This window comes from Nocardia sp. GTS18 (assembly GCF_013839555.1).
Lineage (GTDB): Bacteria > Actinomycetota > Actinomycetes > Mycobacteriales > Mycobacteriaceae > Nocardia > Nocardia rosealba.
In genome coordinates this window covers 77,566-96,939 of sequence record NZ_JACBIU010000015.1, presented here as the reverse complement: position 1 = coordinate 96,939, position 19,374 = coordinate 77,566, and the positions used below count along the sequence as shown (strand labels likewise).

Here is a 19,374-nt window from a genome sequence, read left to right as displayed (position 1 = left end):
GTGTGGGGACGACGGGTTCGGGGGTGGCGTCGTCGGCCGGGAGCGGCGCGAAATAGGTGTCGGCGGGATGGATTTCGGTGGGGCCGGTGGGCTGGATGACGGCGGGAATGGACACCTCGCCGCTGCCTTCGACGGGCACCCGGTGGAAGCCCGCGGTTTCGGCGCGTGCCTCGGGCGGGCGGATGATGAGCGTCGGCTGGGCCCCGGTCGCGGAGGTCTGGCTGCGGGAGGTCTCGATGCCGCCGGTCGCGGTCACCGCGCCGACCACCCGGAACTCCCCCGTCGGCGTCGGCTTGGGCTGCTCCTGCGCCTCGTCGTCCCGCTCGCGCGGCGCATTCGAGCCACGGCCCGCGCCTGATCGTGCGGCGGCATCGGTGCCCCGCGACCCGGCACCGTGCCCGGCCGCAGCGGCGCCACCGATGATTCCGCCTGCGGCATTACCGAATCCGGCCGCCGCGGGCACGCCGTGACCGGGCGCATTGACCGGCCCACGGCCGACGATCGGCGCTGATCCGGGTGCGCTGGCCAAGGCCTGCCTGGCGGCCAGTGCCAGCGCACCGGCGCTCGGGTACCGCTCGGCGGGATCCTTCGCCATGCCGACGGCGATGACGTCGTCGAATGCCACAGGCAATCCGGCGATCACGGTGCTCGGCCGCGGCGGTTCCTCGGTCAGGTGGGAGCGGATGAGCACGCTCATGCTCGCGCTCGGGAAAGGGGATGCGCCGGTGAGGCATTCGTGCAGCACGCAGGCCAGCGAGTAGATGTCGGCGCGGTGCGAGATGGGGGCGGCGTCGAACCGCTCGGGCGCCATGTAGATGTAGGAGCCCATGGCCATCCCGGCCTGGGTGAGCGCGCTGTCGCCCTCGGTGTGGGCGATGCCGAAGTCGGCGAGGTAGGCGAAGTCGGCGGGGGTGACGAGGATGTTGGCCGGTTTCACGTCGCGGTGCACGAGCCCGCCCGCGTGCGCGGCGTCGAGGGCGGCGGCGATCTGCTCGACGACGGCGACCGCGCGTTCCGGGTGCAGCGGCCCCCCGGCGCGCAGCACGCTCCGCAGGTCGGTGCCGGGCACCAGCCGCATGTCGATGAACAGCACCCCGTCGATGACGCCCCAGTCGTGGATCGGGATGACGTGCGGTTCGGCCAGTTTCGCCGCGGCCTGGGATTCGCGCCGGAACCGGACCTGGTAGGCGGGGTCCTGGGCGAGTTCGGCGGCCAGCAACTTCAGGGCGACTACTCGGTCCTTGCCGGTGTCGTAGGCCTCGTAGACCTCCCCCATGCCGCCTTTGCCCAGCATCGACCGCAACTCGTACGGGCCGAATCTGCTCCCCGTTCGTGACCCAGGTGCCTGCACCGGCGTCCGCCTCCCACGTCTTGCGGGCCGTGGGACCCGCGTCTCAGAACGACGATTCTCCCGGTGTCACTATGCCGTGGTCAAACGCGAACACGATGGCGGCGGCGCGATCGCGCAGGTCGAGCTTGCCGAATATGTGTCCGACATGGCTTTTCACAGTTACTTCCGAGATGCCGAGTTCGGTGGCGATCTCGCCGTTGACCCGGCCGCGTCCGATCAGTTCGAGCACCTCGTACTCGCGGGCGGTGAGGTCGCCGAGGCGGCGGTCGGTGCGGGTACCGGTGTGTTTCACGGTTCGGTAGGCGGTGAGCACCCGACCGGTTACCGACGGGTCGAGCCAGGCGCCGCCCGCCGCGACGGTACGGACGGCGCGGATGAGGTCTTCGGCGGGTGAGTCCTTGAGCAGGAATCCCGCCGCGCCCGCGCGCAGGGCGCCCGAGAGCAGTTGGTCGTCGTCGAAGGTGGTGAGGACGAGGACCGGTGGCGCGTCGGATCGCGCGCGCAGCAAACGGGTCGCATCGATGCCGCCGACCCGTTTCATGCGCAGGTCCATCAGCACCACGTCGGGACGTCCGGCGGCGACGGCGGCCGCCACCTCGTCACCGTCGGCGCATTCGCTGACCACGAACCCGTCGCGACGGCGCAGGATGCGGCGCAGTCCGCCGCGCACCAGTTCCTGGTCGTCGACGACGAGCACGGAGACGGGGTTGTCGATCGGCGCGGCGGCCGTCACTGGTCCTCCTGGGTTTTCGGCCGGAGCAAACCGGGCAGCATGGTGGAGAGGGCTCCGCAGGAGCCCGATTTCAGCGGGAACTGAGCGTGCACGGTCCAGCCGTCGTCGTCGATTCCGGCCCTGATGGTGCCGCCGAGCAGTTCGGTGCGTTTGCGCATGCCGCGCACGCCCATTCCTGTGCCGAGACGTGGTGGCGGGCCGAGAGGCAGGGCGTTGCGCACCTCGAGGGCGGCGAGTTCCGGTGTCACGTCGAGCCGCACCGTCGCCGCGGCACCCGGTGCGTGTTTGGCGACATTGGCCAGCGATTCCTGGCCGATGCGGTACAGCGCGTGGCCGACCGCGCCGGTGACCACCGCCAGGTCGCCCGTGCGCTGGTAGTCGACGGTGAGGCCCGCGCGCCGGAAGTCGCCGACCAGTTCGTCGATATCGGCGGCGCCGGGTTCCGGCTTCGGCTGGGCGGGGCTGGTGTCGAGCATGCCGACGGTGCGACGGATATCGGCCATGGCCTGGCGGCCGAGACGTTCCGCGTCGACGAGCGCCTCCACCGCCTCGGTGACGTCCTCGTCGGTTTGCAGTGCGCGGCGGGCGGCGGTGAGATGCAGCAGGGTGATCGAGAGCGAATGCGCGATCACATCGTGGACTTCGCGCGCGATTCTGCGTCGTTCCTCGTCGGCGGCCTGACCGGCGCGGATGGCCTGGTTCTCGCGTTCCTGGTACAGGAACCGGCGCTGGTACTGCAGCATCATCCCGACGAAGGTGCCGAGCACGATACCGAGCACGTACATCGGCAGGCCTTCCAGCCGTTCGCCACCCCACTCCAGGTGTCCGGCCAGGTCGAAGGCGATCAGTTCGGCGATCGCGAGCAGGGTGAAACCGAGCGTCATACCCCGGGTCGTCACCGCGGCCACCTCGCCCGCGACGACGACGAGGACGAAGGGGGCGAAATCGGCGGGGACGGGTTGCAGCAGGAACAGCGCACAGGCCAGCAGTCCACTGGACTTGAGCAGGACCGGATAGGGCTTGATATCGAACAGTGCGTACAGCGGCACCGGCAGGAATGCCGCGAACATGGCGAGCAGCGGCAGCACGGTCGGGAAGTACTCGTGGCGCTGGATGATCGCGGCGCCGGTGACCGCGAGCAATGCCACGTCGGCCGACACGATCAGGGCGGGCGGATAGTCGTAGGGCAGCGAGGCGAGCCGCGTCCGCACGGACTCGGTGAACCGGTGCGCCACCGCGCGCAGCCGGGCCGTCGGCCTCGGCCGCCGTGCCGCGACGGTGTCGATCACCTCCATCCTGTCAGGCTAGCCGCCTGGGCAGGCCGCGACATCGTCCCGGGAACGGTCCGCGTCTCCTACCTGGGTAGGAGAAGAAGTCGCGTCTCCGGCACGACGAATCGCCGCGTCGCGCTCCGTAGCGTTGGCCGCACCCGCTCACGGAAGGTGAAGTTCATGACCTGGACCGAGCTGCATCAACGCACCGACATCGTGCACACCGTCCTCGCCAGGGCGCAGACCGACCCGAACGATCCACACCTGTTCGCCGGTCTGCCGGACCTGGACCACCTCTTCGGCGGCGTCGACGGCCTGCTCCGGGCGCTGGCGAACCGCTGGGACAACCACCTGCGCGTCAAAGTCGAGCAGGCCGAGTTCGACGGCAAAACCCTGGTCGAGGCCTATCTCGAGCTCGCGGCCGAACAGCCGGCGCTGCGTGCTCTTCTCGACGCGCACACCGCGATCGGGCAGACTACCCGCGACCGCGCCCTGGCGCGCTGAGACCGCCACCCGAATACCCTTGGGGGACAACACATGACCGATAACGGCACACCGCAACCTCCGATGCTGGAATTGACCGGCGTCGTCAAGCGGTATCGCGTAGGTGACCAGCAGGTCCGCGCGCTCGACGACGTGAGCTTGCGCATCGAGACCGGACAGTTCACCTCGATCATCGGTCCGTCCGGTTCGGGCAAGTCCACCCTCCTGCATCTGCTCGGCGCACTCGACCGGCCCGACGAGGGTTCGATTCGCTTCCGCGGCACCGAGATCGGCGATCTCGACGAAGACCGGCAGGCCGCCTTCCGGCTCGAGCAGGTCGGCTTCGTCTTCCAGTTCTTCAACCTGCTGCCCACGCTGTCCGCCTGGGAGAACGTGGCCGTGCCGAAACTGCTGGACGGCACCGGATTACGCAAGGCCAAACCCCGCGCGTTGGAACTGCTCGACCTCGTCGGACTCGGTGACCGCGCGCAGCACCGGCCCGCCGAACTCTCGGGCGGACAGATGCAGCGGGTAGCGGTGGCGCGCGCACTCATCATGGACCCGCCGCTGATCCTGGCCGACGAACCGACGGGCAACCTGGACTCCAAGACCGGTGAGTCGATCCTCGGCCTGCTCGGCGACATCACCGCGCAGGGCAATTCGGTGGTGATGGTCACCCACGACATGGGTGCGGTGGCCTACTGCGATCGCGTGATCACCTTGCGCGACGGCCAGATCGGCGCCGACGACCAGGTGCCGGCGCGGGTGCGCGCATGATCGCGGCGCTGGATCGGTTGCGGCTGTTCAATATCGGTGACCTCATCCGGCACCCTGGGCGCACCGTCATGTCGACCGCGGTGATGGCGGTGTCGGCGGCACTGCTCGTCGCGGTGCTGAGCATCTCCGGATCGGTGACCGGGTCGGTCGACCGGCTCACCAAGGGGCTGGCGGGCAACGCGGTCCTCGAGATCACCGGGATCACCGACGCGGGCTTCGAACAGTCCCTGCTGCCTGCTATTTCTGCCACACCCGGCGTGGCGACGGCGGCTCCTATGCTGCGCAGCACGCTCGGCGCGGGTCCCGACCGGGCCCTGCTGATCGGTGCCGACCAGAACATCAGCGCGCTCGGCAGCGATCTGACCGGGCCCATGTCGCAATACACCGCCAAGCTGGTCAGCACGCCGCGCGGCGTATTGGTCGGTGCCGCGACGGGTTACCGCGAGGGCGACTCGATCCCGATCGGCGGCGGCACCGCCACGGTCGCCGCCGTGCTCGACGAGGCGGCCACCGATCGTCTCAACGGTGGTCACGTCGTCGCCGCGCCGCTGCCGCTGGCCCAGTTCCTCACCGACCGGGTCGGCAGGCTCGATTCCGTGCAGATCATGGCGAAGCCCGGCACCGATATCGCCGAGCTGCGCACGGCGCTCACCGCGGCGGTCGACGGGCGGGCCGTGGTCGCCGAACCCAGTCTGCGGACGGCGCAGGCGGGTGGCGCCATCCAGATCATGCGGTACTCGACGCTGATGTCCTCGGCGGCGGCGCTGATCGTCGCGGCGTTCCTGATCTACAACGCGATGAGTATGGCTGTGGCACAACGCAGGCCGATGCTGTCGCTGCTGCGTGCGATCGGTGGCCAACGCGGGCCGATGGTGCGTGATCTGCTCGTGGAGGCGGCCGTGCTCGGGCTCGTCGGTGGTGCGATCGGTTCGGCGATCGGTGCCGTGATGGGCCGGTTCTCCATCGACCGGTTGCCTGCCGCGATGGTGCAGTCGGTGGAGGCGCGCACCGAGTTCCTCGTCCCGAACTACGCGGTGCCCGTCGCGATCGCCGCGTGTGTGGTCGCGACCGTGCTGGCCGCGGCGATCGCGGCCAGGCAGGTGTACCAGGTCGCGCCGGTCGAGGCGCTCGCTCCTGTCGAGGCGGGCGATGTCGCCGCCGCGGGGCGCGGGCTGCGGTGGGCCGCGCTGGTCGGCGGTATCGGTCTCATCGGTGCGGCCGTCGCGCTGGCCTACATCGATCTCGGCCGGCTCTCGTTGGCGGCTATCACCGTGTCGTTCACCGCGACGGTGGTGTTGTGCTTCGCCGCGACCGGGCCGATCGTGCGGGCGGCCGGGTCGATCGCCCGCTGGTTCGGTGCGCCCGGGGCGCTCGGTGCGACCACGCTGGAACGTGCGCCGCGCCGCGTGTGGGCGACGGCGATGACGGTGACGATCGGAGTGGCGGCGGTCGTCGCGCTCGGTGGCGCGTCGCAGAACATGGTCGATTCGGCGACCGACTCGTTCCAGAGTCTCGGTGAAGCAGATCTGTACGTGAGTCCGAGTCCGGTCGAACAGTTCCCCACCGGGCCCGTGCTCCCCACCGACGTGTCGGACAAGGTCGCGGCCGTGCCGGGAGTCGAGTACGTGAGCCCGGGGCAGATGGCGTTCGCGACCATCGGCAGTGGGCGGGTGATGCTGCAGGGTTACCCGCCGCGGGTCGAGGACAGCAGGCTCGGCGCCGTCGACCCGGCCGTCATCGACCGGATGGCGCGCGGCGAAGGCGTGGTCGTCACCCGCGACGTGGCCCGGTCGCTCGACCTCGAGGTCGGCGACCAGATCACCATGCCCACTCCGTCCGGTCAGCGCACATCCACTGTGCTGCAGGTGATTCCGTACTTCACGGCCATCTCCGGGGTGGTGATGATGAGCCTGGACCAGATGCGGGAGTGGTATCAGCGGCCCGGCGAGACGGTGCTCGCGGTGCGCTTCGAACCGGGTGCCGATCCGGCGGCGGTGCAGGCGGCGGTGCGGGCCGTGGTGCCCGAGCCGATCCACGTCGACACCGGTGCCGCGATGGTCGCGGCCATCTCCTCGAGCGTGGAGCAGGGTGCGGCGATGAGCACCATGATCCTGTGGATCGTGGTGCTGGTGGCCACCGTGGCCTTGCTGAACACGCTGATGCTTTCGGTGCTCGAACGGCGCCGTGAGCTGGGTGTGCTGCGCGCCATGGGCACCAATCGCAAGTTCCTGCTGCGCTCGGTCCTCGCCGAGGCGGCGGGGATCGGGATCGTCGGTGCGGCGATCGGCATGGTCACCGGTGCGGCGGTCCAGTACCTGGGCACCGTGGCGATCGGGCACGCCATGACCATCGACATCGCCTACGCGCCGAGCCCGCTGCTCGTCGTCTACGGCATCGTCGCGCTGGCGTTGGCGCTACTCGGCTCCATCCCGCCCGCGGTGCGCGCGTCGCGCATGCCGATCGTCGCGGCGCTGGCCGTCGACTGAGGTCACAGCGGCACCTCCGCCCACCAGGCGATCACCTCGTCCTGGGCGGAGGGCCGCGGTGCGCCGCCGGTTCCGCTGCTGCCCCGGCGGCTCACCACGACGAGATAGTTGTCGCGGTCCGGGTCGCCGGGGAAGCCGATCACCTGGTGCGCGGTCTGGACGCGGCTGGTGGCCGGATCGGGAACCACCCAGCGCCGCACCGTCACCGGCACACCGTCCTTCTCCGCCCCGAAGCGGACGGCAGCGGGGAATGCGTCCATGGCGGAGCGGGCCTGCGCGGAGTTCGCGTATTCGAGGACGAGATAGCTCACCGCACCGAGCCCGTTGTCCACCCGCTCGCACTGCCACCCCGCACTGATCGGGTTCCACTGCAGCGCAGGCTCTTTCCACTCCAATTCGCTCACCTGCCGAACCCCGACACAAATCGCCCCGCGATACCCCTGCCCCTCGATCCCCGCGCCCTGCGGAACCAGCGTCGGGAACACCCGCCTGCTCGCCAGGAACGAATCGGTCGCCTCCGCCACGGCACTCGACGGCCCCGTCACCACCCCACCGATGGCCCCCTCGTCCTCATCCCCATTCGGCAGAACCACCACGACCAGCGCCAGAACCACCGTCACCAACACGACAACCAGCGCCGCGAGCACCACCCACCCGAGCCGCTGCAACCCCGACACCGGCCGCGACACCGCCGACTGCCGACGATAGGGAACCGGCCAAGGATGCCGTCCTTGCGGAGGCCGCCCAGGACCACCCATTCCCGGCCCTCCCCCTGGCGGTTGCGTCGGCGTCCCTGCAGACGCGACCGGTGTGGCCGCGGCCTGCGAAGGCACCGCCCCGACATCGTGCCCGCGCTCACCGCCACCCGAACCATCCCGGTGCGCACCGAAATCCGGGACGTCGGAGCCTTCTGCGCCCTGCGCCGCCTCCCCAGCAGCCAGGGGCGACGCCACGTTCTCACCACCGTCCGACCCCGGCACGCCGCCAAGGGCAAACGGCCGGTCCACCGCAGCGGCACCTGCTACGGGGTCGTCGGCAGGGGAAGCACCATGATCCGACTCATCTTTCAGATCCGGCGCAACGGAATCGCCCCGATCGGGCAGTTCTTCAGCGCCGCCATCGGTGTCCGACTCGGCATCGGCGTTGTGTTCCCCCGCACCCGAAACCGCTGAACCGTGAGGCATATCGACGTGCGTGCGTGCGTTCCCGACTTCCGCGCTGCCGACCGCTGGGGTGCCACTTCCGGTCGACGTCGGCCGCGCGCTCGCCGCCGATCCATCTCCCCAGGCGGTCTCTGCGCGCGGGGCCGCCGGCCCGGCAGCTTCCACAGCCGAACTGGCGGCACTTTCTCCGTCAGCGTCGGTGACCGGCGAGTCCGCTTCCGCACCGCTGGTCGTCGTGTGCGGCGCACCACCGGCTGCTCCCGGTGCGCTGTCCTGTCTACGCGCTGCCATGCCAGGCACAGCGGTGACTTCCGTTCGTGCCGAGGAATTCTGGACGTCCGAACGGTCACTGTTCGGCATACCGAGGACATCGGTCGCAGCTGTGCTCGACACGTCCCCCGCGACGGTGCCGGCGGGCACTACTGTCTTGCCGACCGACGACGAAACATCCGCCGCAACGGCTTTTGCTCCGCCCACCGCACCACCCGGTGCCGCCGCCTGCTGGTGCGCGGACCGGTCTCGTAGCTGTTCGGCCGGCGGCTGCTGCGTGGCTGACTGAGCCGGTGGCCGCGGAGCTGGCGGTGGGGCCGCAGGCCGGTACGACGGAGGCTGCGCGAGCGGTTGAGCCGGCGGCTGGGGCGCGAGCGGCTGCGCGGGTGGTTGAGCAGCCCCAGGTTGTTGCGGGAGCGGCTGCGGGGCCGGACCCTGCGGCACCGGCGGTTGAACCACCGGCTGCTGAACCGGCGGGCCGACATAGGGCTGGCCGGCCGGCGGGCCGGCCGGGGCCACCGGAGGTGATGCCGGGTGCCAATTCGGTTGGGGCCCAGCGGGTAACGGCGGCGCGAACCCCGGGGCGGACACAGCTGTGTGCTGCCCCTGGACGGATTGCGGCGGGTACGAGGCAGGAAGGACGGGTGGCTTGGTCGACGTGAGCGCCCGGCGAGCCGCCTTGGCGAACGCGGTACACGACTCGTACCGGGCCGCAGGATGTTTGGCCATGGCGGCGGCGAGAACCGCGTCCATGGCGGGCGGTAGACCCGTGCGGCGCAGGGCGAGCGGGGGTGGGGGTGCGTAGAGAGTGCCCCGGATGATCTCGTTGGGGTCGGGCGAGTCGAAGGGCGCCAAACCGGTGAACAGCCAGTACAGGGTGCATGCCAGGGAGTACTGGTCGGAGCGGTGGTCGAGTTCGGCGCCGGTCATCTGTTCGGGCGAGGCGTAGGCCAGGGTGGCGGTGAACATGCCCTGCTGGGTGAGGTGGGTGGAGTCGGCGCGCAGGCGGGCGATGCCGAAGTCGGTGAGGAACACCCGCTCCCCCTGCCCACCGCCGGACCGTGCAAGCAGGATGTTGGCCGGTTTCACGTCCCGGTGCAGCACACCGTGTCCGTGCGCGTAATCCAGCGCGTCGGCGACACCTTCGATGATCTGTACCGCGCGCTGCGGTGGCAGGGTGCGTGGGTCGACGGTGGCCGCGTCGATCCCGTCGACGTACTGCATGCTGATCCACAGCTGTTCGTCCTCGGCGCCCCGATCGAACACGGTGACGATGCCGGGATGATCCAGCGCCGCGGCCAGATCCGCTTCGCGCTCGAACCTGGCCCGAATCCGTGCGTCCGCGAACAGATCCCGGTTGAGCAGCTTCAACGCGGTCAACCGGTCCAGGCGCGGGTGCCGCGCCAGATACACCGTCCCCATACCGCCCTGGCCGAGCATCCGTTCGATGGTGAACCCGGCGAACACATCACCGATCTCGTGCACCACGACCCCCTTTCAGCGCCCGTCGCCGGACAGCGCGACCGCTCCGGCATATGCGAAACTTACTGGCATACGCCCGAGATCGTCCGGGCGCGCTAGACGAGTAGTTTGCACCGCCGGAGCACAGCGCCCCGCGCAACCGGTGGTGGGGAGGGTTTTCAGGTGGCTAGCTCTACTGTGAAGGCTGCCTGTCGCGGTCTCGTGTCCGGTGTGCTGTTGGTGTCGGCGGCGCTGTCCGCCTCGTGCGCGGTGCCCGGCACCCCGACCGCCGCAACGGCACCGACGGTCCAGCGCGACGAGGGCGAAGCCTGGCGTCCCGGCCAGTCGGTGATCCTGCCCGACTCGCTCGCCGCCGAATTCACCCAGCTGCAGGCGACCCTGCCCGGCCAGGTGGGAATGGCGTTGATGCCGGTCGGCGGCGGACGGATGACGATCTACGGCGACTGGACCACCGGCATCGCCTGGTCCACTATCAAGGTCCCGCTCGCCGTCGCCGCCCTGCGCCACGACCACGACCAGTCCATCTTCGAGATGGTGCAGGCCGCGATCACGGTGTCGGACAACGACGCCGCCTACGGCCTGTGGCAGTCCCTCGGCGACGGCACGGCGGCCGCCGAGGCGGTGCAGCAGGTGCTCGACGAGGCCGGTGAGGTGAACACCGACAAGCCGGGGATGCGCACCGAACTCGACTACACGGCCTTCGGTGTCACCGAATGGTCGCTGGCCAACCAGGTGCGCTTCGCCTCCAAGCTGCCGTGCCTGCCCGACACCGAGGTCGTGATGCGGTTGATGGGTGAGATCACCCCCGAGCAGGGCTGGGGTCTCGGCCTGCTCGACCACGCGGAGTTCAAGGGCGGCTGGGGCCCCGACGACGACACCGGCATGTACACGGTCCGCCAGTTCGGGCTGATCCCCGTCGGCAGCGGCCAGCTGGCAATTGCCCTTGCCGCACAGGCGGATTCGGGCACCTTCGAGGACACCACCGCCCTGCTCGACCGGATGGCGCTGCTGCTGGCCCGTCATCTGCCCGACCTGCGGGGTGGAGTGTGCCCGCGCTGAGCGGGCCCGCTCAGCCGGGAACGACCAGACCGGATTCATAGGCGAGGACGACCGCTTGAGCCCGGTCGCGCAGGCCGAGCTTGGAAAAGACTTTGGACACATGCGTTTTCACGGTCTGCTCGGCCACGAACAGTTCGCTCGCGATCTCGGTGTTGGACAGGCCCTTGGCCACCAGTTCGAGCACTTCGCGTTCGCGCGGCGTCAGCGTCGACAGGGCGGGTGAGGGCGCGGTGCGCACCGTATTGCGCCGCCGGGTCACGTCCGCGATCAAGCGGCGGGTGATCGTCGGTGCGAGCAGGGCCTGTCCGTCGGCGACCACCCGCACCGCGCGCACCAGTTCCTCGGCGGGTGCGTCCTTGAGCAGGAATCCGCTGGCGCCCAGGCTCAGTGCCTCGTACACGTAGTCGTCGATGTCGAAGGTCGTGAGCATGAGCACCCGCACGGGCGGGTCGAAACCGGCGGCGAGGATGGCGCGGGCGGCGTCGAGCCCGTTCATCTCGGGCATCCGCACATCCATCAGCACCACGTCGGGGCGAAGTCGTTTGGCTTCGGCGACCGCGACTTTGCCGTCGGGTGCGTCACCGACGACGCTGATGTCGGGTTGGGCACCGAGCAGAGCACCGAAGCCCTGCCGGACCATCGCCTGGTCGTCGGCGATCAAGACGGTAATAGCCACGCGACCACCTTACGGGGTCGGCAGTGTCACCGAGACCTCGAATCCGCCGGTCGCGGTGGGTCCGGCGAGCAGCTGCCCGCCGACCGCCGCCACCCGGGTGCGCATGCCGTCGATGCCGTGCCCACCGCCGGTGCTCTTGCTCGCCACCCCGGTGGCGGGGTCGTTGTGGACGGTCACCGTCACCAGCCCGGGCCGCACGCCGATCGCGACGCGCACGGGCGCACCGGGTGCGTGCCGCGCGCAGTTGGCCATCGACTCCTGGACGACGCGGTACACGACCAGCCCGGTGGTCTCGGGCACGGCCGCCAGGTCACCGTCGACGGTCCACTCGACGGGCAGACCGGCACGCGCGGCCGACTCGCACAGCGCGGGCACATCGGCGGCGCGCGGTTGCGGTGCGTGTTCGGGCAGCTGCCCGTCGCTGCGCAGCACGCCGAGCATGCCGCGGATCTCGTTGAGCGCGGTGCGCGCGGTGGCGCCGATGGATTCGAATTCCGCCGCGGCGGCCGGGTGCAGATCGGTGATCCGGTAGGGCGCGGTCTGGGCCTGCACCACCACCATCGACATGTGGTGGGCCACCACATCGTGCAGGTCGCGGGCGATGCGCGCCTTCTCCTCGAGGATGGCCCGGCGCGCGCGTTCCATCTCGGTCACCTCGGCCTGTTCCTCGAGTTTGGCCCGCGAGGCGCCGAGGGTCTGCAGCAGGTAGCCGAGCAGCGCGAGCGCACCGAACCCGACCGGCCACCCCCACAGCGGACCGTCGGCCGACCCGGGCATGGTCGTGGCGAACAGCATCGATTGCCCGGCCCACGCGACGACGACCACGGGCAGCGGCGCGCGCAACGCCACCGCGAACAGCAGGACGAACAGCACGATGACATGCACCACCTGGAACGGCAGGTCGCTGTCGGCGGTCGGCGAGATCACCAGCGAGATGAGCAGCGCCGACCCCGCGGAGACGGCCCAGCCGAGGGCGGGATTGAGCCGGACGAGCAGGAGCGGGAACACCGCGAGCCCCGAGATCAGCGGTGCGACAGCGGCGGGCACCTGATGGGTGACGAACAGCGTGGGCCACGCGATGCTGTACAGAATGAGCGCTACCAGCACGGTCGCCAGGTCGAACCAGGTGGTCGCGTCGATCCGGCGCACGGTGGTACGCAGTTGTCCGGTCATGGTCCTGAGCCTAGGAAACAGGCCACCGACCCACCTCATACCCACGAACCAACTGCGACCCCCTACCCTGGTGTGACCCCGGCGCCGGGACACCACCCGCGCGCCTCGTGAAACCGGTCCACAGCGGGATGCCCGCCGTACGACCCGCTCCTTACTGTCGGAGGCCATGAAAACCCCGCTTCGCCCGGCACCCGCCGCTCGCCGTGCCCGTGCCACAGGTTCCGCGTCGCCCGCCGACTCCACCACTCCCCATCGCCGCCGCAGCGGCATCGCGCTGTGCACCGCCGGGCTCGCGATGGCCTCCGCGGTCGTCATGTCGGCGCCGGGTGCGATGGGCACCACCCCGGGCAGCGGGGTCGAGAACGCGGCCGCAACCGCCGTGGTGCGCTCCCTCACCGACGACGACCCGGACGCGCCCGCGCTGATCCCCCGCGATTTCGGGTTCAAGTTCGGGTACGACCCCGCCGAGCAGGACGGCATGCTGGTGAACCCGAACGGCGGCTGCTCCTCTCCGGTGACGTTGCCGGGCGAGTTCGAGGCCGCCTGCAAGGCCCACGACCTGGGCTACGACATGCTGCGCTACGCCGAACGGGTCGACGAGCCGCTCGGCCCGTGGGCACGGCGCTCGGTGGACGCGGCGCTGAACCGGCGCATCCACGCCGCCTGTGAGCTGCGCGACGACGAGTTCTCTCGCGCGCGCTGCGGAGTGATGGCCGATATCGCCTTCACCGCCGTCGACGTGAACTCGCGCAGGCAGGACTACGCCGCACCGGTGGTGGAGAACGTCTTCGCCGAGACCGACCCCGCCGACCGGCCCAACCTGTGGCCGCTGGCGCGCACGGTGCTCGGCTTGTTCGCGGTGACAGCGGCCTGCGCGGTGATCATCGACGCGCTGCGCAAACGTCGCCGCGCGATCTGAGCGCATTGCCGATTTCTAGAACTTGTTCTAGCTTTCACGCATGACTCTGGTGATCGACGAGACGGTCGAGATCGATGCCCCCGCCGCGAAAGTCTGGCAGGTGCTCACCGATTTCGCACACTACGGCGAGTGGAATACCTTCTGCTACGAGGCCGCGAGCACCCTGGTGCCCGGCGAGCCGATCGACATGATGGTGAATCTCGGCGGCAACAAGCGTGCCCAGCGCGAGTGGATCCGCACCCACACGCCGGGCGTCGAGTTCAGCTACACGATGAAGCCGGTGCCGCTGGGCGCGCTGCACAGCCTGCGCTCGCACACCGTGGTCCCGCTCGGCGAGGACTGCTGCCGCTACGAATCGCGCTTCACGCTTGCCGGCTGGCTCAGCCCCGTGGTCACCCTGGCGCTCGGCAAGCACCTGCGGGCCGGGTTCAACGCCATGACGGCCGGGGTCGCCGCTCGCGCCGTCTCGTAACGTCGCCCGCGCGCTGGAATCGGCGCGATGACCGCCCGGCCGCGAACCGACCTCGCTGCCCTCGCCTACGAAAAGCGGGGCCCGTCAAGGATTCTCATCCTCGATGAGCCCCGCTCGGTACGAACTCTCAGACCGCGCCCGGGGTGGGCAGCGGGCCACGGGCCGCCTCGTAGGCCGCACCCACCCGGTACAGCCGGTCGTCGGCCAGGGCGGGCGCCATGATCTGCAGACCCACCGGCAGGTTGTCGTCGGCCGAGAGCCCCGACGGCACCGACATACCGGGGTGCCCGGCGAGGTTGGTCGGCAGGGTGCACAGGTCCGAGAGGTACATGGCGAGCGGGTCGCCGACCTTCTCGCCCAGCTTCCACGGGGTGAACGGGCTCGTCGGCGAGACGAGCACGTCGACCTGCTCGTAGGCGGCGTCGAAGTCGCGCGCGATCATGGTGCGCACCTTCAGGGCCTGGCCGTAGTAGGCGTCGTAGTATCCGGCCGACAGCGCGTAGGTGCCGATGATGATGCGGCGCTTGACCTCCGGGCCGAAACCGGCCTCACGGGTCAACGACATCACCTGGTCGGCGCTGTGGCTGCCGTCGTCACCGACGCGCAGGCCGTAACGCATGGCATCGAAGCGCGCCAGGTTCGACGACACCTCCGACGGCATCACCAGGTAGTACGAGGACAGCGCGTACTCGAAGCTCGGGCACGACACCTCGATCACCTCGGCGCCGAGCTCCTTCAGCACCGCGACGGCGGCGTCGAAGGAGGCGATCACACCGGGTTGGTAACTGTCGGAGTGCAATTCGCGCACCACACCGACCCGCACACCGGTCAGGTCACCGTTGGCGCCTTGGCGCGCGGCCTCGACCACCGGGGCGACCGGGACCTTGCGCGAGGTGGAGTCGCGCGGGTCGTGCCCGGCGATCACCTCGTGCAGCAGCGCGGTGTCGAGCACGGTGCGACCGCACGGGCCACCCTGGTCGAGCGACGACGCGCACGCGACGAGGCCGTACCGCGACACGGTGCCGTACGTGGGCTTGACGCCGACGGTCGCGGTGACCGCGGCGGGCTGACGGATCGACCCACCGGTATCGGTGCCGATGGCCAACGGCGCCTGGAACGAGGCCAGCGCGGCCGCCGAACCACCGCCGGAACCGCCCGGGATGCGGGTGGTGTCCCACGGGTTGCGGGTGGGGCCGTACGCGGAGTTCTCGGTGGACGAGCCCATGGCGAACTCGTCCATGTTGGTCTTGCCGAGAATCGGGATGCCTGCGGCGCGCAACCGGGTGGTGACGGTGGCGTCATAGGGCGACATCCACCCCTCGAGCACCTTCGACGCGCACGTGGTCGGCATATCGGTGGTGGTGAAAACGTCCTTGAGCGCCAACGGAACTCCCGCCAGCGGCGAGGCGGGCTGCTCCCCCGCGGCGATCGCGGCGTCGACCACGGCGGCCGCGGCCAGCGCCTGCTCGCTCGCGACGTGCAGGAAGGCGTTGAGCTCGCCGTCGACCTTGCCGATGCGGTCCAGATGCGCCTGGGTGACCTCCGTGGAGGACACCTCGCCGCCGTGGATCTTGCTCGCCAGCTCGGCCGCCGACAGCGTGGTCAACTCGCTCATTCGCCCTCTCCCAGAATCTGCGGGACCAGGAAACGCTGTTCTTCCACGGCGGGCGCCTGGTCCAGCGCCTGCTCGGGGGTGAGACCGGGCACGACCACATCGGGCCTGGTCACATTGGTCGTCGGGTTCGGCGATGCGGTGGCGGGGACGTCGGCGGCGACCTCGGAGATGGTCCTGACATGGCTGAGGATCGAATCCAGCTGACCGGCGAACTGGTCGAGTTCGGCGTCGGTCAACGCCAGCCGGGACAGCCGGGCGAGGTGAGCGACCTCGTCGCGGGAGATTGCGGGCACCGCGGGACCCCTTTCGGCTTCGGGTGGGAAGAACTTCCGGTACAGCCTAACGAGGTGGGCGAACAGCCCCGGACGCACCCGCCTCGCACGAAAGTTCGCCCTCCTCGCCGCGATGGGGTCATACTCGAGTCGAGATCCCCCGGTTGGGGGTGTAAGTATTGCTTCACCGGGTATTCGTCTCGAACAGCCTCGGCCGTCAAGGAAAGGAACGCACGTGTCATACCTGCTCCGCGTGCAACTTCCGGATCGACCGGGAAGCCTCGGTTCCCTCGCATTGGCACTCGGCGGAGTGGGCGCGGACATCCTCTCGCTCGACGTCGTCGAGCGCGGCGCGGGATTCGCCATCGACGATCTGGTCGTCGAAGTGCCCACCGGCGCACTGCCCGACACCCTCATCACCGCCGCGGAATCCGTGCGCGATGTGAGTGTCGACTCCATCCGCCCGTACTCCGGCGTCCTCGACACCCACCGCGAACTCGAGCTGATCGATCAGGTCGCCGGCGCGCGCGACGACCGCATGCAGGTCCTCGTCGACGGGGTGCCACGGGTATTACGTGCGGGCTGGTCGACCATCATCGCGCTCGGCCCCTCGGGCGCCTACCGGGTGGTCGGCAGCCCGAGCGCCCCTGAGACACAAGCGGGTTCGGCTCCGTGGATGCCCATCGAGAAGCCGATGGGGCTCGACGGCGAAGCCGAATGGGTGCCACAGATCTGGCGCGACATGGACACCAAGCTCGCGGCCGCACCGCTCGGCGGGTCCGGTAAGGCACTGCTGCTCGGCCGCCCGGGCGGCCCCGATTTCCGCCCGTCCGAGGTCGCGCGGCTCGGCTACCTCGCGGGCATCGTGGCGACCGTGCTCAACTGAGCGCCAACCGCATCACGAACAGGGGCAGCCCGTCGTCGGTGCTCCAATTACGTTCGGGCACAGCGACGAAGCCCAGACGCTCGTAGATGCGATGCGCGTCGACCATGGTGGACATGGTCGTCAGCGCCACCGCCTCGTAGCCGCCCGCCTTCGCCTCCTCGATCACGGTGCGCACCAACGCCGTTCCCACCCCGAGGCCACGCGCCCGCTTCGACACCGCAAGCATCCGGAACTCGAGTTCGCCGGGTCGGGCGATCTCGGCGTAGGGACTGCCGGGTTCGGCGATGGTGAGCGAACCGACGACCTGCCCTTCGTGCAGGGCTACGAGCACCTGTGCGTGCGCGGCCCGGTGCGCCGCGTCACCCAGTTCCCGCGTGTAGTCGTTGTCGGCGGGCACATACCCGTCGCCGACGTACACGTCGACGGTCAGGGCGGAGATGGCGTCGTATTCGTCGGGCTGCGCGGTCCGGATCTGCGGACCGCTCACTGTTGCGTGGTTGTTGCCGTGCATTCCCGCATGATCGCACCCGGGCGGCTGTGAGCTTCGACGCACCCGTCCCGGCTACCGGGACCGTCTCAGCTACCGAGATACGGGCGCAGTCCCGGATGCTGCGCGGACCAGCGGTCGGGGTTGCGCGGTGAGTAGACCACGTCGAGCTGGTCGCCGATCGACGGCCACTGCGCCGCGTCCCACGCGAACCGCCCGTACACGACCTTCGCGGGCACCGACGGGCCCGTGATGGTTCCGGTGATGGTCACGTAGTGCTCGCCGGTCATGGCGGGCAGCGGGCTCACTCCGGTCACCGACAGCGATCCGTGCTCGAGCTGAACTCCCCCACCGCCGCCACGCCTGCTCAGAAGGGCGCCGATCATGACCACGAGCATCGTCACCATGGCCGCCGCCATCACCACTTCGAGCATGACCCCATGGTAGGCCGACTACAGACCGACGAGTTCGCTGACGCCCTGCGTCCGCCGCACCTGCCACACCGCCGTCCTGGTGCGCTGGGATCGGCCGTTGTTGCGGTCGATGAGCGCGCGATTCGCGGTGGTGTAGATCAGCTGGGCGCCGCGGGCGTTGGTCTCCGGGTTCTGGAACAGCTGCACCAGGCGGTCGGTCTCCTCCACCGGCAGGCCCGCGCCGAGATCGTCGACGGCGAGGACACCGCCGGTGTCGAGCGCCTCGAGCATGGCGGGCAGCACCCGCAGCAGCGCGCGGGTCGCGGTCGATTCGTCGGCCAGGTCGAACGCGATGTCGATGCCTTCGTGCACCAGACTCAGGCCGGGGCCGCGCCGGTCGACCATGCGGCGGTACAGGGTGTCGCGGGCGGCACGTAGCGTGCTCAGCTCCCGTTCCACCAGCACCGCATCGGCGCCGCCCTGGTCCAGTTGCACTGTGAGCGAGGCGATTCCGGCGTCCATGTCGCGCAGGTAGTCGGCGTACATCGGGTCGTGCTCGGCGATCAGCAGATCCTCGATGCCCAGATCGGCTGTGCGCAACAGCATCAGCAGGCGCGCGGCGTTGTCGGGCGAACGGGAGATGTGGCTGCCGAGGTCGTACGCCAGCGCCTCCACACCGATATCGCCCTGCTGCACTTGCAGATTCGCCGCGAACCAACGGTAGGCGGGCACCAGGGCCTCCGCGTACAGCTGACCGGCCAGGCTCAGCAGCAACGCGTTCGGCCGCAGCAACGGCACCAGTGCCGTCACCCCGTACCGGGCCGCCTCGAACATCGGGCCGATCTTGACCTGGTCCCCATTGCGCTCGAACACGATTCGCTTACGCGAACGAGGATGGGTGTAGAGCCACTCGGCGATCACATCGGCGCTGTCGAGGCGGAAGCCGTAGGTATACGGCACACCCTCCGCCACGAAACCGGTCACGAATTCGGTCGGCCGGTCGGCGAATCCGAGATGCGGTCGACGTACCGGACCCGCGTACGGATCCCAGCCGTTCACCGAATTCAACACGGCATCACGCATCTGCGCGAGCGCGTCGACCACACTGGTCTTGCCCGACGCCGCGACGCCGTACACCGCCGTCACCGGCACCGCGAGCGGTCCACCGGCCCCCTTGGTCAGCCGCAATTGCTGCGCCTCGGCCAAAGACCCATGATTGGCCACCTGAAAACTCCGCAACAAGTGCTCTTCCGCCTCTCCGTGTCTTTTGGCCAGACTAAGGGGCGGGGGTCGTTGGGGACGCGGCAGGCGGGGAGTCGGTGGGGGAGTTAGCCCGTCCCCGGGGAGTTACCCATGTGCTCACCTGCTTCTCGGGGGACTGAGGCC

18 protein-coding genes are annotated in these 19,374 nt (G+C 69.8%); 7 read left to right on the top strand and 11 right to left on the bottom strand.

The window, feature by feature from the left end; genetic code table 11:
• From HYG95_RS14905 to HYG95_RS14895, 3 genes are all read right to left on the bottom strand, one after another.
• Positions 1 to 1,294, bottom strand: a 1,294-nt coding sequence (locus tag HYG95_RS14905; RefSeq protein WP_181698535.1) for a serine/threonine-protein kinase, incomplete at its 3' end; no start/stop codon positions are given.
• Positions 1,295 to 1,394: 100 nt separating this feature from the next.
• Positions 1,395 to 2,084: a response regulator transcription factor gene (locus HYG95_RS14900; protein WP_181698534.1), complete on the bottom strand. Its 690-nt coding sequence runs from the start codon at positions 2,082 to 2,084 to the stop codon at positions 1,395 to 1,397.
• Positions 2,081 to 3,379, bottom strand: a complete 1,299-nt coding sequence (locus HYG95_RS14895; protein ID WP_181698533.1) for a sensor histidine kinase — start codon at positions 3,377 to 3,379, stop codon at positions 2,081 to 2,083. Before HYG95_RS14895 ends, HYG95_RS14900 begins: the two co-directional genes overlap by 4 nt.
• Positions 3,380 to 3,535: 156 nt before the next feature.
• Between HYG95_RS14895 and HYG95_RS14890 the strand changes: the two genes are divergently transcribed.
• Genes HYG95_RS14890 through HYG95_RS14880 form a run of 3 tightly spaced genes read left to right on the top strand, consistent with a single transcriptional unit; the run spans position 3,536 to position 7,101 of the window.
• Positions 3,536 to 3,859, top strand: a complete 324-nt coding sequence (locus tag HYG95_RS14890; protein ID WP_181698532.1) for a hypothetical protein — start codon at positions 3,536 to 3,538, stop codon at positions 3,857 to 3,859.
• Positions 3,860 to 3,892: 33 nt separating this feature from the next.
• Positions 3,893 to 4,615 (top strand): ABC transporter ATP-binding protein, encoded by a 723-nt coding sequence (locus HYG95_RS14885; RefSeq protein ID WP_225279117.1) that lies wholly within the window; start codon positions 3,893 to 3,895, stop codon positions 4,613 to 4,615.
• Positions 4,612 to 7,101, top strand: coding sequence for an FtsX-like permease family protein (locus tag HYG95_RS14880; protein ID WP_181698531.1), 2,490 nt, complete (start codon positions 4,612 to 4,614; stop codon positions 7,099 to 7,101). Before HYG95_RS14885 ends, HYG95_RS14880 begins: the two co-directional genes overlap by 4 nt.
• 2 nt (positions 7,102 to 7,103) lie before the next feature.
• Here HYG95_RS14880 and HYG95_RS14875 read toward each other — a convergent pair whose 3' ends face one another.
• Complete coding sequence (locus HYG95_RS14875) at positions 7,104 to 10,019, bottom strand: serine/threonine-protein kinase (RefSeq protein WP_181698530.1); 2,916 nt, start codon at positions 10,017 to 10,019, stop codon at positions 7,104 to 7,106.
• Between the two features lie 159 nt (positions 10,020 to 10,178).
• Between HYG95_RS14875 and HYG95_RS14870 the strand changes: the two genes are divergently transcribed.
• Positions 10,179 to 11,075 (top strand): hypothetical protein, encoded by an 897-nt coding sequence (locus HYG95_RS14870; RefSeq protein WP_370465802.1) that lies wholly within the window; start codon positions 10,179 to 10,181, stop codon positions 11,073 to 11,075.
• A 10-nt stretch (positions 11,076 to 11,085) separates the two neighbouring features.
• On the opposite strand, the gene HYG95_RS14865 is transcribed toward HYG95_RS14870, so the two are convergent.
• Both HYG95_RS14865 and HYG95_RS14860 read right to left on the bottom strand, forming a co-directional pair.
• Positions 11,086 to 11,751: a response regulator transcription factor gene (locus HYG95_RS14865; RefSeq protein WP_067493235.1), complete on the bottom strand. Its 666-nt coding sequence runs from the start codon at positions 11,749 to 11,751 to the stop codon at positions 11,086 to 11,088.
• Positions 11,752 to 11,760: 9 nt separating this feature from the next.
• Positions 11,761 to 12,924: a sensor histidine kinase gene (locus tag HYG95_RS14860; protein WP_181698529.1), complete on the bottom strand. Its 1,164-nt coding sequence runs from the start codon at positions 12,922 to 12,924 to the stop codon at positions 11,761 to 11,763.
• Between the two features lie 166 nt (positions 12,925 to 13,090).
• On the opposite strand from HYG95_RS14860, the gene HYG95_RS14855 reads away from it, so the two are divergent.
• Positions 13,091 to 13,843 (top strand): hypothetical protein, encoded by a 753-nt coding sequence (locus tag HYG95_RS14855; protein ID WP_181698528.1) that lies wholly within the window; start codon positions 13,091 to 13,093, stop codon positions 13,841 to 13,843.
• A gap of 40 nt (positions 13,844 to 13,883) precedes the next feature.
• Positions 13,884 to 14,315 (top strand): SRPBCC domain-containing protein, encoded by a 432-nt coding sequence (locus HYG95_RS14850; RefSeq protein WP_181698527.1) that lies wholly within the window; start codon positions 13,884 to 13,886, stop codon positions 14,313 to 14,315.
• Between the two features lie 127 nt (positions 14,316 to 14,442).
• Here the strand turns inward: HYG95_RS14850 and gatA are convergent, their stop codons facing one another.
• Together gatA and gatC are read right to left on the bottom strand one after the other, a co-directional pair.
• Positions 14,443 to 15,930, bottom strand: a complete 1,488-nt coding sequence (gatA, locus tag HYG95_RS14845; RefSeq protein WP_067493227.1) for an Asp-tRNA(Asn)/Glu-tRNA(Gln) amidotransferase subunit GatA — start codon at positions 15,928 to 15,930, stop codon at positions 14,443 to 14,445.
• A complete protein-coding gene (gatC, locus tag HYG95_RS14840; RefSeq protein ID WP_067493225.1) occupies positions 15,927 to 16,223 on the bottom strand; it encodes an Asp-tRNA(Asn)/Glu-tRNA(Gln) amidotransferase subunit GatC in 297 nt (98 codons plus the stop codon). Before gatC ends, gatA begins: the two co-directional genes overlap by 4 nt.
• Before the next feature lie 214 nt (positions 16,224 to 16,437).
• On the opposite strand from gatC, the gene HYG95_RS14835 reads away from it, so the two are divergent.
• The gene (locus tag HYG95_RS14835) at positions 16,438 to 17,088 is read left to right on the top strand and encodes an amino acid-binding protein (RefSeq protein ID WP_181698526.1); all 651 of its coding nucleotides are present in this window, start codon (positions 16,438 to 16,440) and stop codon (positions 17,086 to 17,088) included.
• On the opposite strand, the gene HYG95_RS14830 is transcribed toward HYG95_RS14835, so the two are convergent.
• The 3 genes from HYG95_RS14830 to HYG95_RS14820 form a co-directional block, all read right to left on the bottom strand.
• On the bottom strand, positions 17,081 to 17,599 hold the full coding sequence (locus tag HYG95_RS14830; protein ID WP_067636926.1) for a GNAT family N-acetyltransferase: 519 nt from the start codon (positions 17,597 to 17,599) through the stop codon (positions 17,081 to 17,083). The two genes, HYG95_RS14835 and HYG95_RS14830, sit on opposite strands and share 8 nt — an antisense overlap.
• Before the next feature lie 65 nt (positions 17,600 to 17,664).
• Positions 17,665 to 18,009: a hypothetical protein gene (locus HYG95_RS14825; protein ID WP_181698525.1), complete on the bottom strand. Its 345-nt coding sequence runs from the start codon at positions 18,007 to 18,009 to the stop codon at positions 17,665 to 17,667.
• A gap of 18 nt (positions 18,010 to 18,027) precedes the next feature.
• A complete protein-coding gene (locus HYG95_RS14820; RefSeq protein ID WP_225279111.1) occupies positions 18,028 to 19,212 on the bottom strand; it encodes an ATP/GTP-binding protein in 1,185 nt (394 codons plus the stop codon).
• Between the last annotated feature and the right edge of the window lie 162 nt (positions 19,213 to 19,374).

Excerpts from the sequence above, each read along its gene's own strand:
- HYG95_RS14895 (WP_181698533.1), bottom strand. The coding sequence starts at position 3,379 with ATGGAGGTGATCGACACCGTCGCGGCACGGCGGCCGAGGCCGACGGCC.
- HYG95_RS14890 (WP_181698532.1), top strand. The coding sequence starts at position 3,536 with ATGACCTGGACCGAGCTGCATCAACGCACCGACATCGTGCACACCGTC.
- HYG95_RS14885 (WP_225279117.1), top strand. The coding sequence starts at position 3,893 with ATGACCGATAACGGCACACCGCAACCTCCGATGCTGGAATTGACCGGC.
- HYG95_RS14880 (WP_181698531.1), top strand. The coding sequence starts at position 4,612 with ATGATCGCGGCGCTGGATCGGTTGCGGCTGTTCAATATCGGTGACCTC.
- HYG95_RS14860 (WP_181698529.1), bottom strand. The coding sequence starts at position 12,924 with ATGACCGGACAACTGCGTACCACCGTGCGCCGGATCGACGCGACCACC.
- HYG95_RS14855 (WP_181698528.1), top strand. The coding sequence starts at position 13,091 with ATGAAAACCCCGCTTCGCCCGGCACCCGCCGCTCGCCGTGCCCGTGCC.
- HYG95_RS14850 (WP_181698527.1), top strand. The coding sequence starts at position 13,884 with ATGACTCTGGTGATCGACGAGACGGTCGAGATCGATGCCCCCGCCGCG.
- gatA (WP_067493227.1), bottom strand. The coding sequence starts at position 15,930 with ATGAGCGAGTTGACCACGCTGTCGGCGGCCGAGCTGGCGAGCAAGATC.
- HYG95_RS14830 (WP_067636926.1), bottom strand. The coding sequence starts at position 17,599 with ATGCACGGCAACAACCACGCAACAGTGAGCGGTCCGCAGATCCGGACC.
- HYG95_RS14825 (WP_181698525.1), bottom strand. The coding sequence starts at position 18,009 with ATGCTCGAAGTGGTGATGGCGGCGGCCATGGTGACGATGCTCGTGGTC.